Source organism: Tabrizicola sp. (assembly GCF_034366665.1).
GTDB lineage: Bacteria > Pseudomonadota > Alphaproteobacteria > Rhodobacterales > Rhodobacteraceae > Tabrizicola.
Genome location: NZ_JAXMMF010000051.1, coordinates 1 through 12,063 on the forward strand (window position 1 = coordinate 1; position 12,063 = coordinate 12,063).

Sequence of the window (12,063 nt, forward strand, 5' to 3'; positions counted from 1 at the left end):
CCCGCCGTGGTCTACTTCAACACCATCGAAATCGATCAGCAGGTGCAGGCAGTAGCTTAACTCAGCCGGAAATCTGTCCAAGTGTTGGGGAGTAGCTCAGAATCACGCTGCCAGCGCAAGATCAATGGGTCCTGACCCTAGGGATCTCTGGCACGCAAACAAGGCTGGACAAAGGCCCGTGGCAGGAAGGCTTGCGAGGCATAGCTGACAAATCTAGAAGTCGAACCGATTGATTGCATCACTCAGTTGGGCAGGCAGAAAGCCTTCCTTGAAGTAGGTGCTATATGTCACCCCGGTTTGGCTGTGCCCGACAATGGCTTTCACCAGCGGCTCCTCGACGCCAGCTTGGACCAGTCGGGTGATCATCGTGTGGCGCAAGCAGTGAAACACCAGACCTCCATCGCCAAGCCCGAGTTCAGGCAGGAACCTCTCGTTGAACCAACGCCCGGAGTTTCGCCCGTAGCCGTTCTGTGCCGAGTTGGTCAGTTCGGGGAATAGCCGTGGGTGCTCACTGGATTTCTGAGCTTGGAAGAAGTCTAGAAAACCGGACGCCACAAGCTTGTGATGCACTGGAACACGCCGCTTGGACGATGCATTCTTGAGGCGTTTGTTGCCTTCGCCATCCGGCGTCACGTTGATGCACCAAACTGCGTCGCGCAACTCGATGTCCTGGACCTCAAGTTGGGCCACCTCATTCAGCCGCATACCGGTGAACATGCCAATAAGGGCAGGCCACTTTTGGACGTCCTTCTTCACCAACGAGCTGTCCGGGTCTGTGAGGTGCGAATACATAAGTTGCAGTTCCTGAGCAGAGAACGCTTTTCTACCCTCTTCATCACTTCGTGCCGTACGTTTGAGCCTAAGCCCTTGGAACACGTTCACTGCAGCATAGCCATTGTCCACTGCCCAACCAAAGAAGTGCTGCATGTGCCCCAAGTAAACGTTCATCGTGCGGGCTGCGATGCGTTCAAGGCCGGTAACTTCCAACGCTTCTCTAAGCGGCAAGTCCCTGGTCTTGGGGTTCTTGCTCCGGTTCTTGGGCAACTTGAACAGCGCCGCTTTGACCGCTTGAACATCTGCCTTCGTCATGTTCGCCGGTGGCTTGCTTCCAGTCAGCTCCGCCATAAGTGCAAGTGCGTCGCGCTTTTCGCCATCTGTCTTGACGGCAAGGGCCTTGGTCCGGTCCAACTCCGCGAAGTACCTAGACAACACTTCGGCCAAAGCCAGCATGTCTGCCTCTTTGACGGCGCTTTGCACCCTTGGTTGAGGAGTAGTCGGAGCTGCGATGATCTGCGGTTCTAGCGTCAGATTGTCGAAGTCAGCGATGTGCTCAAGTGCGAGAGAGGCATACTTGCGGTATCCCTTCTGGAGTTCAGCAGCTAAGAGAGAAGCCTTCTGACCCTGCGGGACTTCATCTATGCCGCGCCGCTCGCAAAATGACCGCACAAGGGCCGTTTCATCCTCGTACCGGGTCAGGTCCAACCAATCCGCTAGCGTACCTGTAGCCTGCGTCTGGGCCGTTCTGAAGGCATATAGGTGCGCCTCCGTAAGCGGGCCGTCAGTGGCGGCCCTTTCCCGGAAGTCACGAAGCATCTGACTGAAGTGCTCTTGCACATGTTGGCGCATCTCATCGTATCGCATGGCAAGGACCATTGGCCGCGAGAGAACGCTTTGTCCAGCGACGGCGAGAAGCCTAGCGAACTGGGCTGCCTGCCGGGGTTCTCGGGTGGAGAGCGAAATCCTCACGTGCCAGCGCTTCCGGGCTGGGTGATTTGCTGTCGGCAGAGGGTAGCGAAAGTAGAAAATGCCGTGACGAGAGGCGCTCAGATAGGCCGTAAGCCGCATGTTGTGTTCCACAGAAGTGGCCCACCTGCGCAAACGGCAGCCTAAGTCATTGATAACCATTGAAATGGTGGGCGATCCTGGAATCGAACCAGGCATGAGTCGCCTCGGCGGAGTTACAGTCCGCTGCCACACCTTGTAGCATATCGCCCACTGGGCGTTCGTCTACTCAAGGCGGCAGGGGGCGTCAAGGGCAGTCGGCAGGGGACCGGCCAAGTTTTCGGCTTGCATCCGGGGACAGGTCCAAGCCAAGGTCCGGGCTGGTTTTCGAAGGGATCTGGACATGGCGGCGGGCGGCAAGAAACCGGCCTGGGTGGTGGAAAAAGAGCGTGGCGAACGGCGCGAGGCGCGGGAAACCGTCTGGCTTTTCGGGCTGCACGCGGTGCGCGATGCCTTGATGAACCCCCGACGCGAGAAGCTGCGGCTGGTTCTGACCAAGAACGCGCTGGACAAGCTGGAAGCGGCGGTGGCGGCCTCGGGGATGGCACCCGAAGTGGTGGAGCCGCGTCACTTCGACGTGCCGATTGACGAAGGCTCGGTCCACCAGGGCGCGGCGGTCGAGGTCAAGCCGCTGAACTGGGGCAAGTTCACCGATGTCTGCGCGGCGGGCGAGGGGTTGCCGCTGGTCGTCCTCTTGGACCGGGTGACCGACCCGCACAACGTGGGCGCCATCCTGCGCTCGGCCGAGGTCTTCGGGGCGCGGGCGGTGATCGCGCCAAAGCACCACTCGGCCCCCGAAACTGGCGCACTGGCCAAGACGGCAAGCGGGGCGCTGGAACGGCAGCCCTATCTGAAGGTGACGAACCTTTCGGAAGCGATGCAGGCGCTGAAGGACATTGGCTTTACCCTGATCGGGCTGGATGGCGAGGCCGAGGTCGCGCTGGACAAGGCGGTGGCGGATGTGAACGGCCGGCCCATCGCGCTGGTGCTGGGGGCGGAAGGTCCGGGCCTGCGGGAAAAGACGCGTGACACTTGCGACGTCCTGGCGCGCATCCCCTTTGCCGGGGGCTTTGGCAGCCTGAACGTGTCCAACGCGGCGGCGGTGTCGCTTTATGCGGCGACACGGTCGTGATCACGTCTTTGAGACGGGTCTTCAATCCCGGCCTTTGGTTCCTAAATGAATGTGTAGAGGCACGGGTCCGGAACCCCGTACTCTCTTCACTGTCCCTCGTTCCGCTACTTGGCGCCTGAGGTTATCCTTGGGCGCCATTTTCTTTTCGGAGATCCCATGCCAAGCGACAGCGAAATCCGTGACATCCTGACTTCGGTAAAGACCATCGCCCTGGTGGGATGGTCGCCAAAGCCCGACCGGCCAAGCCACCGGGTGGCAGATTACCTCAAGCGCAAGGGCTATCGGGTGATCCCGGTCAATCCGGGCCAGGCCGGGGAACAGGCGCTGGGCGAGACGGTGGTCGCGACCCTGGCCGAGGCCGGCCCGGTGGACATGGTGGACATCTTCCGCCGCAGCGAAGAAGCGGGCGCGGTTGCTGATGAGGCGGTGCGTCTGGGCGCGAAGGTGGTCTGGATGCAGCTTGGCGTGGTGGACGAGGCCGCAGCTTCCCGCGCGCGGGGGGCGGGGCTGCAGGTGGTGATGAACCGCTGCCCCGCGATCGAGATCCCGCGGCTGGGGCTTTAAGGCGGCGGCACCCATGCCCGTGACCTTTGCTGCGATCTGGGGTATGATCTCCGCCATTGGACTTTTGCCGACCCACTAACTCTGCCTGCCGGAATTTTACCCGTTCCTTCCCGCTACCGAGCATTTTTACGGCTTTTTCAACCGTTGCAGTCTCCCCGCAGCTGACGACTTCGGTCTGGGCCGCACCCCCCAATGCCACTGTCCTGCATGCCACGGCCGGCTCTACCGCCCGGTCAGGCGTCGACCATTTGCGGTCGGTGGGCCTGGCTACCAGGTCATCATCGCCCGCGACGGGCGCGACACGGCCAAGACCATCAAAGCCGACAGGTCCGATCCGATCGCCTATTTCTGCACGCCGTTCCCAAACCGCGCCGCGCATGTCGGGCCGAACGTGCCGATCAAGGGCGGCGGCCGGATCGCCAACCGCCGCTCTATCGCCATAACGCTGGCCAACCGGCAGAGCGGCAAGGCCTGCACGCCAAAGCAGATTGCTGTCCTGTCCGAGATCATCGAACATGTGAAGGCGAAACTGCCAACGGTGACGCATCTGACGACGCATGCGGTGATCCGGCCTTGGAACCGGGGTGATCCGCTGGCCGTCGATGGCAAGGTTCTGGCGCTGAATTACGGGCTGAAGTGGTTCCAGCCGACCGCGGCCATGATCGCGCAGTTCACGCCGAAAAAGCAGGGCAAGAAGAAGGCTTTAGCGCCAGATAAGCGCGGCCGTCGCGGGGTTGATCTAACGCCCGGCTTTTTCGGCGATGCCCGAGGTGCCTTCGCGGCGGTCGAGTTCGGCCAGAACCTCGGTCAGCGTCACGTCCCGCGCGGCCAGCATGACAAGAAGGTGGTACAGGACATCAGCCGCCTCGGAGGTCAACCGCGCGCGGTCGCCCTTGACCGCCTCGATGATCGCCTCGACGGCCTCTTCCCCGAATTTTTCGGCGCATTTCTCGGGGCCCTTGGCCAGAAGCTTCGCGGTCCAGGAGGCTTCCGGGTCGGCCCCCTTGCGGGAGGCGATGGTGGCGGCAAGTTTTTCGAGACTGTTCATAGCCTTACCGGAATTCCGGCGGCGGCCATATGGGCCTTGGCCTGGCCGATGGTGAAGGTGCCGAAGTGGAAGATCGAGGCGGCGAGGACGGCGCTGGCGTGGCCTTCCGCTATGCCTTCGACGAGGTGGTCCAAGGTGCCGACGCCGCCACTGGCGATGACGGGGATGTCGACGGCATCGGCGATGGCGCGGGTGAGGGGGATGTTGTAGCCGCCCTTGGTGCCGTCGCGGTCCATGCTGGTGAGAAGGATCTCTCCCGCCCCCTTCGCGGCCACCAGGCGGGCGAAGTCGACGGCGTCGATGCCCGTCGCGCGGCGACCGCCGTGGGTGAAGATCTGCCACCGGCCGGGTGAAACGGTCTTGGCGTCGATGGCGACGACGATGCACTGGCTGCCGAACCGGTCGGCGGCGCGGGCCACCACATCCGGGTCGGCGACAGCGGCGGAGTTGAAGCTGACCTTGTCGGCTCCGGCGAGAAGGAGCTTCCTCACATCCTCGGGCGTGCGGACCCCGCCGCCCACGGTAAGGGGCATGAAGCACTGTTCGGCCGTGCGGGTGACCAGGTCGAACATCGTGGCCCGGTTATCCTCGGTCGCCATGATGTCAAGAAAGCAAAGCTCATCGGCCCCGGCGGCATCGTAGGCTTTCGCAGCCTCGACCGGGTCACCGGCGTCGATCAGGTCGACGAAGTTGACGCCCTTCACCACGCGGCCGTCGGCCACGTCCAGACAGGGGATGATGCGGGTCTTGAGCATGGGGGAGAGATGCCGCGCGGGGGGCGGAAAAGCAAGCGGGTTTGCAGGCCGGGGTTTTCCGGGGCGGGCAGTCCGGCGGGGTCAAGGGCCTTATGGGTTTGGCGGTGGAGCTCAGGGATTTGGCACCGGGGCGCGGTCAGCTTCGCTTGCCATCCGCGCCACAGCCCCGCGCGAGATCAGGATGTGGAACGGCATCACCGCCCGCAGATAGGCGCGGCCCCAGAGGTTGTGGGGACGGACCCAGGTCGACATGTAGATGCGTCCACCCTGACGGATCAGGCCGATGCGGAAGTCCAGGTGGCGGTCATCTGTGCCAAGGATGATCTCCTCCTCTGTGTCATGGCAGATGGGGAAGATCGGGCGGTCGGGCTCGCCGGTCTTGAGGCCGAAGGGTCTGACGAGGGTGTTCCGCAGGCGCAGGAGCGCATCGGCCCAAGGGGGAAGCGCAAGGCCACGGTCGGCAGCCTCGCTCGGGGAAAGGCTGGAGGGAACCGAGTAGCAGTCAATGAAATCGCCCGGCTGGTGCAGCGACCAGAGGGTCGAGGTGCGGGGCAGGGTGTCGGTGCGGACTGCGGACATGCCCGGATGCTGCGCCTTGTCAGGCTGGCAGGGAATGAGGCGCAAGGTCGCGGCTGGTGCGCGCGGCTGATGACCGGTGATCGGGGTCGGGTCCCGCGGCGGCGGCGTCTTTGCGAAACGGTCCCGGTGACCTAAGCTTTCGCCAACCGGCCGGGGGTGTGTGATGGAGAGTATGCGGTATCTGGCGCTTTGCCTTGCTCTGGGCGTGATCGCCGTCTGGGCGGGCGAGAACATGTTCTGGTTCAACCCGCCCGAGGGGCTGCGTCCTGTCGACCTGGCAATTACGGTGATTGCCTATGCCATTGCCAGCGGTGTGGGCCTGAGCCTGGTGATCTGGACCGGGGTCGGGGGGCTGCCTGCCGCGTTTCTGGGCGGAGCGGTGATGGGCTACATGGTCGAGGGGGTGATCGTGGGCACGATCTATGACCCCTTGCCGTTCTTCTGGGTCTGGACCCCGCTGGCCTGGCACGCGCTGATCAGTGGCGGGCTGGTGCTGGGGGTGGGGCGCGCGGGGGCGGTGCTGGGGCCTGTGCGGATGGCTCTGATCTGGGGGGCCTTGGGACTTGGGTCGGCCTTCTGGGCGCAGTACTGGCCCAGCGAAGTGACGGACGGGGAACCCCTTGCCACGACGGGGGTGCTGGCACTCTATTTGGTCGGTTTCGGGGGGCTGGTCGTGCTGGCGCAGGTCGGGATGGACCGGATAGGCCAGCTGCCGCGACCGCCGAATGCGGTGCTGTGGATCGCCCCGGTCATCGCGCTTCTGGTCTGGGTGGCGCAAGGTGTGGCCGACCTGAACCCGCTGCGGGTGTTGCTTCCACTGGTGATGGTTCTGTTGTGGTGGGTGATGCGACGGCTGGGTCAAGGTGGGACCCGGGTCAGTCTGGGCGCGGCCGTTCCGGTCTGGCAGCACGCGCTGGTGCTGATTGCGCCCGCGATTGCCGTGGTGCTGGCCCCCTTGGCCTGGGCGCAGGGCTGGGGCACGCTTTCGGCCAATGTCGCGGTGGCGATGGCGACCTGTCTTCTGTCACTGGTCTGGTTGGGCCGGCTGATCTGGCGAGCCGCTCGTCGATGACTTCGTCACTCCTCGCTGGCGGTGCCCCTTTGGGGGCGACGAGAAGACGAAGTCGCACGAGGAGCTATGACTTGAGCGCCTGCAGGGCTGCAGCAAGATCAATCGCTCCGTCATAAAGCGCGCGGCCCGAGATGGCCCCGGCGATGACGCCGGTGTCGCGCAGCGCGAGCAGGTCTTCCATGCGAGAGACGCCGCCGCTGGCGATAACCGGGATCGAGACGGCGCGGGCGAGGGCTTCGGTCGCTTCGATGTTCGGGCCTTGCATCGCACCGTCGCGGTCGATGTCGGTGTAGATGATGGCGGCCACTCCGTCATCTTCGAAGCTGCGGGCAAGGTCGGTGGCCATGATGTCGGTCTCGGTTGCCCAGCCCTTGGTCGCGACGCGGCCCTTGCGGGCATCGATGCCGACGGCGACCTGTCCGGGGAAGGCTTTCGCGGCCTCGCGCACCAACGCGGGGTTTTCGACGGCAACGGTGCCGAGGATGACGCGGGACAGGCCCTTGTCCAGCCACATCGCGATGGTCGCCATGTCGCGGATGCCGCCGCCAAGCTGGGCGGGGACCTTGACGGCCTTCAGGATTGCCTCAACAGCGGCGGCGTTCACCGGCTGGCCAGCGAAGGCACCGTTGAGATCGACGAGGTGCAGCCACTCACATCCCGCGTCCTGGAACTTCAGCGCCTGGGCGGCGGGGTCGTCGCCGAAGACGGTGGCGGCGTCCATCTCGCCGCGCAGGAGCCTGACGCATTGGCCGTCCTTCAGGTCGATGGCGGGGTAAAGGATCATCGGCGGGCCTCCGTTCCGGTCGGGCCGGTCTTTGGCATGGGGCGGCGCGAAAGAAAAGGCCGGGCGCGCGACCCGACGTCACGCTTGATCGGATTTGCAGGCGGGGCAAAGTCGCGGGCAGGGACAGTGCGAGGAGGACGCAAGATGAAGGTTTTCGCTTACGCGGCGGGGTTCGTGGTCATGGCCGGGATGGCCCTTGCCGATCCGGTCGAGGGGATGTGGCAGACGAAAAAGGACGACAACGGCAACTTCGGGCATGTGCAGATCAAGCCCTGCGGCCCGGCTTTCTGCGGGACGCTGGTCAAGGCCTTTGACGCTGAGGGCAAAGCGATCGACAGCCCGAACGTCGGCAAGCAGATCGTCTGGGACATGGTGGCCTATGCGGACGGGCTTTACGACGACGGCAAGATCTACTCTCCCGACCGTGACAAGACCTATAACGGCGACATGACGCTTGCCGGGGACAGCCTGTCGGTGCGCGGCTGCGTTCTGGGCATCTGCCGCGATGGGGGCACCTGGAAGCGGGTGAAGTAAGCAGGTTTCGGGTCGCCTTCGACGCGGGCTTCGGCCATGCAGGGCGGATGAAACCGATCGACTGGATACTTCTGTGGACCCTCTCCCTCTTGTGGGGAGGGTCCTTTCTGTTCAACGAGCTGGCTTTGGCGGGATTGCCTGCGCTGACCATCGTCTGGGGGCGGGTGGGTCTTGCGGCGGTCCTGCTGATGCTGGCGGTGCGGATGTCCGGGCAGGGAGTGCCGCCGCGGGACCTGTGGCCTGCCCTGGCGGTGATGGGGGTCTTGAACAACCTGGTGCCCTTCACCCTGTTCCTGCTGGCGCAGGGGCAGATAACCGGGGGGCTGGCCTCGGTGCTGAACGCGACGACGCCGCTTTTCACGGTCCTCGTGGCGCATCTGGCGACGGCGGACGAGCGGCTGACCCCGGCGAAGGCGGCCGGGGTGGCTTTGGGCTTCGGCGGGGTCATCGTGATGATGGCGGGCGAGGATCTGGGGGGCGAGGGGTTGGCAATGCTGGCCTGTCTGGGTGCTGCGCTGTCCTATGGGCTGGCAGGGGTCTGGGGGCGGCGGTTCAAGGCGGCGGGGGTGACGCCTTTGCAGACGGCGGCGGGGGTGGTGACGTGCAGCGCGGTGTTGCTGGCTCCGGTCTGGCTGGTGGTGGACCGGCCCTGGGCGCTGGGCTGGCCGGGAATGGTCCCGGTGGCGGCTGTGTTGGCCTTGGCCGCCCTGTCGACGGCGCTTTCCTATCTGATCTTCTTCCGCATCCTTGGCCGCGCCGGGGCGACGGCGATCTCGCTTGTCACCTTCCTGATCCCGTTCAGCGCGGCGGGGCTGGGATGGCTGGTGCTGGGCGAGCGGCTGGAGCTGCGGCACTTCGCGGGGCTGGCGCTGATCCTGGGGGGGCTTGCGGTGATGGAACGGGTGCGCACCGGGCGGCGTTGAGGCGTGGTTCAGCTGGGAGTGGTCATGACACCTTTGGCGATCCTTGAAACGGCGCTTTACGCCAGGGACCTTGTGGCGATGGAGGAGTTTTACACTGGCCTCGTCCGCCTTGATGTGATTGCCAAGGTCGAGGGGCGGCATGTGTTCTTCCGGGTGGGGCCGGGGGTGCTGCTGGTCTTCAATCCCGACACGACGGAGGTGCCGTCCGGCAACCCGGACCTGCCGGTCCCGGTGCATGGCGCGCGGGGGGAAGGGCATGTCTGCTTTGCGGCCAGCCGGGAAGAGATCGAGGGCTGGCGGCAGCGCTTCTTTGCGGCCGGGGTCGAGGTGGAGGCCGAGTTCGACTGGCCGAACGGGGCGCGGTCGCTGTATGTCCGCGATCCGGGCGGGAATTCGGTGGAGTTTGCGGAACCCCGGCTCTGGGATTAGCCGAAGATTGACCAGCCGGTGCGGCGGGCGAGCATCTCCAAAGCCTCGGTCCCCAGCTGGGAGTTGCCTTGCGCGTTGAGGCCGGGCGACCAGACGGCGACGGAGGCGCGACCGGGGGCGATGGCAAGGATGCCGCCGCCCACCCCGGATTTGCCGGGCAGGCCGACGCGGAAGGCGAATTCGCCTGAGCCGTCGTAGTGGCCGCAAGTCAGCATCAGGGCGTTGATCCGGCGGGCGCGCTGGGGCGCGATCAGGCGCTGGAAGCCTGCCAGGAAGCGACCGGCGCGGGCGAGTTGGTCGACACTCATCGCGATGGCGCATTGGTGGAAGTAGGCACCAAGGACAAGGTCGGGGGCGTTCACCAGATTGCCTTCGGCCTTCAGGAAATGCGCGAGGGCAAAGTTGCGGTGGCCGGTTTCGGTTTCGGACTTCGCAACGGCGCGGTCGATGTGGATGTCCTCGTCACCCGCAGCGGTGCGCAGGAACAGGAGAAGCTCGGCCAGGTATTCCTTCGGCGGACGATGCCCGAGGGCCGCGTCAGTGGTGACGATGGCCCCGGCGTTGATGAAGGGGTTGCGGGGCATGCCGCCTTCGCTTTCCAGCTGCAGGATCGAGTTGAAGGCGAGGCCAGAGGGTTCGCGCCGCACCCGGGTCCAGAGCTGGTCGCCAAGACGGCCAAGCGCGATGGCCAGGCCAAAGACCTTGGAGACGGACTGGATCGAGAAGGGTGTCGCGCTGTCCCCGGCAGAGTGTTGCGTGCCGTCGGCAAGGCAGATGGAAATACCGAACTGGCCGGGGTCGATGGCGGCAAGTTCGGGGATGTAGTCGGCGACCTGGCCCCGGTCGGAGCGGGAGGCCATTTCCTCGGCGATGTCGCTGAGGATCTGGGGAAGGATCACGGCGTCCAGCGCAGGAAGTTGCCGATCAGGCGGAGGCCCGCGGCTTGGGACTTTTCGGGATGGAACTGGGTGCCAAGGATATTGTCGCGCCCGACGATGGCAGTGATCGGGCCGCCGTAGTCGCAGAAGGCCAGCCGGTGGGCGGGGTCGGTGACACGGAAGTGGTAGGAGTGCACGAAATACGCATGGTCACCGGTGGCGATGCCGTCGAGGACCGGGTGCTTGTGGTCGATGACAAGGTCGTTCCAGCCCATGTGGGGGACTTTCAACGTGCGGTCGGCGGGCTCGATCTTCACCACGTCGCCGGGAATCCAGCCAAAGCCTTCAGTCAGGCGGTATTCGTGGCCGCGGCTGGCGAGCATCTGCATGCCCACACAGATGCCAAGGAAAGGGCGGGCCTTGTGGAGGACGGCCTCTTCAATGGCCTCGAATAGCCCGCCGTATTGCCCGAGGGCGGTCCGGCAGGCCGGGAAGGCGCCGTCGCCGGGCAGGACGATCCGGTCGGCGCGGGCGACATCCTCGGGGCGGGAGGTGACGAGGATGTCACCGCCATCCACCTCCAACGCCATGCGCTGGAAGGCCTTTTCGGCGGAGTGGAGGTTGCCGGAATCGTAGTCGACGAGGACGGTGAGCATGTTTCTAACCGGTGCGCGGGCGGAAGGTGCGGAGCCTCCGGCGGGGATATTTGGGCCAGTATGAAAGGCTAGAGCGCGCCCTTGGTGGAGGGGAGCGCGTTGCCAAGGCGGGGGTCTTGTTCGACAGCCTCGCGCAGGGCACGCGCGACGGACTTGAAGGCGGCCTCGGCGATGTGGTGGCTGTTGAAGCCGTGCAGCTTGTCGACGTGGAGCGTGATGCCGCCGTGGGTGGACAGGGCCTGGAAGAATTCGCGCACAAGTTCAGTGTCGAAGGTGCCGATCTTGGGGGTCGGAAAATCGACGGTCCAGATGAGGTATGGCCGCGCAGAGAGGTCGAGCGCGGTCGCGATCTGGGCGTCGTCCATCGCCAGGCGAAAATGGCCGTAGCGGCGGATGCCGCGCTTGTCGCCAAGCGCCTTGGCAAGGGCCTGGCCAAGCGCGATGCCGACGTCTTCCACGGTGTGGTGGTCGTCGATGTGCAAATCGCCCTGCGCCCGGATGGTCAGGTCGATCAGGCTGTGCCGCGCCAGCTGGTCGAGCATGTGGTCAAAGAAGCCGACGCCGGTCTGGCAGTCATGCGTTCCGGTGCCGTCCAGAGTGACGGTGACGGAAATCTCGGTCTCGGCGGTCTTGCGGGTGACGGTGGCCTGGCGCATGGGCATCCCCTTGGTGACGCGGGCGTTATAGGGCGCGGGGCGGGCGAGGGGAAGGCGGTTCAGGGCATGCCGCCCGGGGGTGATGCAGCGCGGGCGCACATCGGCCTGGCGCGGCGGTGGTTGCAATCGAAGGACAAATGATTATGCCCTTTGCCAGAATCCGGGCTTAATCTGGCCCAGACTTTCGCCAAGACATTGCTGATGCCAAAGTTGGAGTATGCGCAGGTCATGCCTGATATTTTTCCGGTTCTGTTGTGTGGCGGGTCGGGCA

14 protein-coding genes, 1 tRNA gene and 1 pseudogene are annotated in these 12,063 nt (G+C 64.9%); 6 read left to right on the top strand and 10 right to left on the bottom strand.

Going from position 1 to position 12,063, the window contains the following annotated elements:
• Window positions 1-213: 213 nt before the first annotated feature.
• The 3 genes and pseudogenes from U1E69_RS06700 to U1E69_RS06705 form a co-directional block, all read right to left on the bottom strand.
• Window positions 214-1,626: a site-specific integrase gene (locus tag U1E69_RS06700; RefSeq protein WP_322243581.1), complete on the bottom strand. Its 1,413-nt coding sequence runs from the start codon at window positions 1,624-1,626 to the stop codon at window positions 214-216.
• Window positions 1,627-1,674: 48 nt separating this feature from the next.
• A pseudogene (locus U1E69_RS22595) lies at window positions 1,675-1,941 on the bottom strand (DUF6538 domain-containing protein); the annotation flags it as partial.
• Window positions 1,911-1,994 (bottom strand) — tRNA-Tyr (locus tag U1E69_RS06705). The pseudogene U1E69_RS22595 and the gene U1E69_RS06705, both read right to left, overlap by 31 nt.
• Before the next feature lie 131 nt (window positions 1,995-2,125).
• Here U1E69_RS06705 and rlmB point away from each other — a divergent pair.
• Together rlmB and U1E69_RS06715 are read left to right on the top strand one after the other, a co-directional pair.
• Window positions 2,126-2,914, top strand: a complete 789-nt coding sequence (rlmB, locus tag U1E69_RS06710) for a 23S rRNA (guanosine(2251)-2'-O)-methyltransferase RlmB (RefSeq protein WP_322243582.1) — start codon at window positions 2,126-2,128, stop codon at window positions 2,912-2,914.
• 156 nt (window positions 2,915-3,070) lie between these two features.
• Window positions 3,071-3,478, top strand: coding sequence for a CoA-binding protein (locus tag U1E69_RS06715; RefSeq protein ID WP_322243583.1), 408 nt, complete (start codon window positions 3,071-3,073; stop codon window positions 3,476-3,478).
• A 739-nt stretch (window positions 3,479-4,217) separates the two neighbouring features.
• On the opposite strand, the gene U1E69_RS06720 is transcribed toward U1E69_RS06715, so the two are convergent.
• The 3 genes from U1E69_RS06720 to U1E69_RS06730 form a co-directional block, all read right to left on the bottom strand.
• A complete protein-coding gene (locus U1E69_RS06720) occupies window positions 4,218-4,526 on the bottom strand; it encodes a phosphoribosyl-ATP diphosphatase (RefSeq protein ID WP_322243584.1) in 309 nt (102 codons plus the stop codon).
• Complete coding sequence (gene hisF, locus U1E69_RS06725; RefSeq protein ID WP_322243585.1) at window positions 4,523-5,281, bottom strand: imidazole glycerol phosphate synthase subunit HisF; 759 nt, start codon at window positions 5,279-5,281, stop codon at window positions 4,523-4,525. The genes U1E69_RS06720 and hisF overlap by 4 nt, the downstream gene beginning before the upstream one ends.
• Before the next feature lie 111 nt (window positions 5,282-5,392).
• Window positions 5,393-5,860: a DUF2867 domain-containing protein gene (locus tag U1E69_RS06730; RefSeq protein ID WP_322243586.1), complete on the bottom strand. Its 468-nt coding sequence runs from the start codon at window positions 5,858-5,860 to the stop codon at window positions 5,393-5,395.
• 163 nt (window positions 5,861-6,023) lie between these two features.
• Between U1E69_RS06730 and U1E69_RS06735 the strand changes: the two genes are divergently transcribed.
• Window positions 6,024-6,932 carry a hypothetical protein gene (locus U1E69_RS06735; protein WP_322243587.1) on the top strand — a complete coding sequence of 303 codons (909 nt, stop codon included), beginning with the start codon at window positions 6,024-6,026 and terminating at the stop codon, window positions 6,930-6,932.
• A gap of 64 nt (window positions 6,933-6,996) precedes the next feature.
• Here U1E69_RS06735 and hisA read toward each other — a convergent pair whose 3' ends face one another.
• Window positions 6,997-7,716: a 1-(5-phosphoribosyl)-5-[(5-phosphoribosylamino)methylideneamino]imidazole-4-carboxamide isomerase gene (hisA, locus tag U1E69_RS06740; protein WP_322243588.1), complete on the bottom strand. Its 720-nt coding sequence runs from the start codon at window positions 7,714-7,716 to the stop codon at window positions 6,997-6,999.
• Window positions 7,717-7,860: 144 nt separating this feature from the next.
• Here hisA and U1E69_RS06745 point away from each other — a divergent pair, with 144 nt between their 5' ends.
• The 3 genes from U1E69_RS06745 to U1E69_RS06755 are packed head-to-tail and all read left to right on the top strand — an operon-like array spanning window position 7,861 to window position 9,602.
• Complete coding sequence (locus tag U1E69_RS06745) at window positions 7,861-8,250, top strand: DUF2147 domain-containing protein (RefSeq protein ID WP_322243589.1); 390 nt, start codon at window positions 7,861-7,863, stop codon at window positions 8,248-8,250.
• A 47-nt stretch (window positions 8,251-8,297) separates the two neighbouring features.
• Window positions 8,298-9,173, top strand: coding sequence for a DMT family transporter (locus tag U1E69_RS06750; protein ID WP_322243590.1), 876 nt, complete (start codon window positions 8,298-8,300; stop codon window positions 9,171-9,173).
• A 24-nt stretch (window positions 9,174-9,197) separates the two neighbouring features.
• Entirely contained in the window at window positions 9,198-9,602 is a 405-nt protein-coding gene (locus U1E69_RS06755; RefSeq protein WP_322243591.1) for a VOC family protein, read from the top strand.
• Here U1E69_RS06755 and U1E69_RS06760 read toward each other — a convergent pair.
• From U1E69_RS06760 to hisB, 3 genes are all read right to left on the bottom strand, one after another.
• Window positions 9,599-10,501: a glutaminase gene (locus U1E69_RS06760; protein WP_322243592.1), complete on the bottom strand. Its 903-nt coding sequence runs from the start codon at window positions 10,499-10,501 to the stop codon at window positions 9,599-9,601. The two genes, U1E69_RS06755 and U1E69_RS06760, sit on opposite strands and share 4 nt — an antisense overlap.
• The gene (gene hisH / locus U1E69_RS06765) at window positions 10,498-11,136 is read right to left on the bottom strand and encodes an imidazole glycerol phosphate synthase subunit HisH (protein WP_322243593.1); all 639 of its coding nucleotides are present in this window, start codon (window positions 11,134-11,136) and stop codon (window positions 10,498-10,500) included. Before hisH ends, U1E69_RS06760 begins: the two co-directional genes overlap by 4 nt.
• Window positions 11,137-11,204: 68 nt before the next feature.
• Window positions 11,205-11,792 (bottom strand): imidazoleglycerol-phosphate dehydratase HisB, encoded by a 588-nt coding sequence (gene hisB, locus U1E69_RS06770; protein ID WP_322243594.1) that lies wholly within the window; start codon window positions 11,790-11,792, stop codon window positions 11,205-11,207.
• Window positions 11,793-12,063: the final 271 nt, after the last annotated feature.

Coding starts and splice junctions, on each gene's coding strand:
- U1E69_RS06700 (WP_322243581.1), bottom strand. CDS start 1,626: ATGCGCCAACATGTGCAAGAGCACTTCAGTCAGATGCTTCGTGACTTC.
- rlmB (WP_322243582.1), top strand. CDS start 2,126: ATGGCGGCGGGCGGCAAGAAACCGGCCTGGGTGGTGGAAAAAGAGCGT.
- U1E69_RS06715 (WP_322243583.1), top strand. CDS start 3,071: ATGCCAAGCGACAGCGAAATCCGTGACATCCTGACTTCGGTAAAGACC.
- U1E69_RS06720 (WP_322243584.1), bottom strand. CDS start 4,526: ATGAACAGTCTCGAAAAACTTGCCGCCACCATCGCCTCCCGCAAGGGG.
- hisF (WP_322243585.1), bottom strand. CDS start 5,281: ATGCTCAAGACCCGCATCATCCCCTGTCTGGACGTGGCCGACGGCCGC.
- U1E69_RS06730 (WP_322243586.1), bottom strand. CDS start 5,860: ATGTCCGCAGTCCGCACCGACACCCTGCCCCGCACCTCGACCCTCTGG.
- U1E69_RS06735 (WP_322243587.1), top strand. CDS start 6,024: ATGGAGAGTATGCGGTATCTGGCGCTTTGCCTTGCTCTGGGCGTGATC.
- hisA (WP_322243588.1), bottom strand. CDS start 7,716: ATGATCCTTTACCCCGCCATCGACCTGAAGGACGGCCAATGCGTCAGG.
- U1E69_RS06745 (WP_322243589.1), top strand. CDS start 7,861: ATGAAGGTTTTCGCTTACGCGGCGGGGTTCGTGGTCATGGCCGGGATG.
- U1E69_RS06750 (WP_322243590.1), top strand. CDS start 8,298: ATGAAACCGATCGACTGGATACTTCTGTGGACCCTCTCCCTCTTGTGG.
- U1E69_RS06755 (WP_322243591.1), top strand. CDS start 9,198: ATGACACCTTTGGCGATCCTTGAAACGGCGCTTTACGCCAGGGACCTT.
- hisH (WP_322243593.1), bottom strand. CDS start 11,136: ATGCTCACCGTCCTCGTCGACTACGATTCCGGCAACCTCCACTCCGCC.
- hisB (WP_322243594.1), bottom strand. CDS start 11,792: ATGCGCCAGGCCACCGTCACCCGCAAGACCGCCGAGACCGAGATTTCC.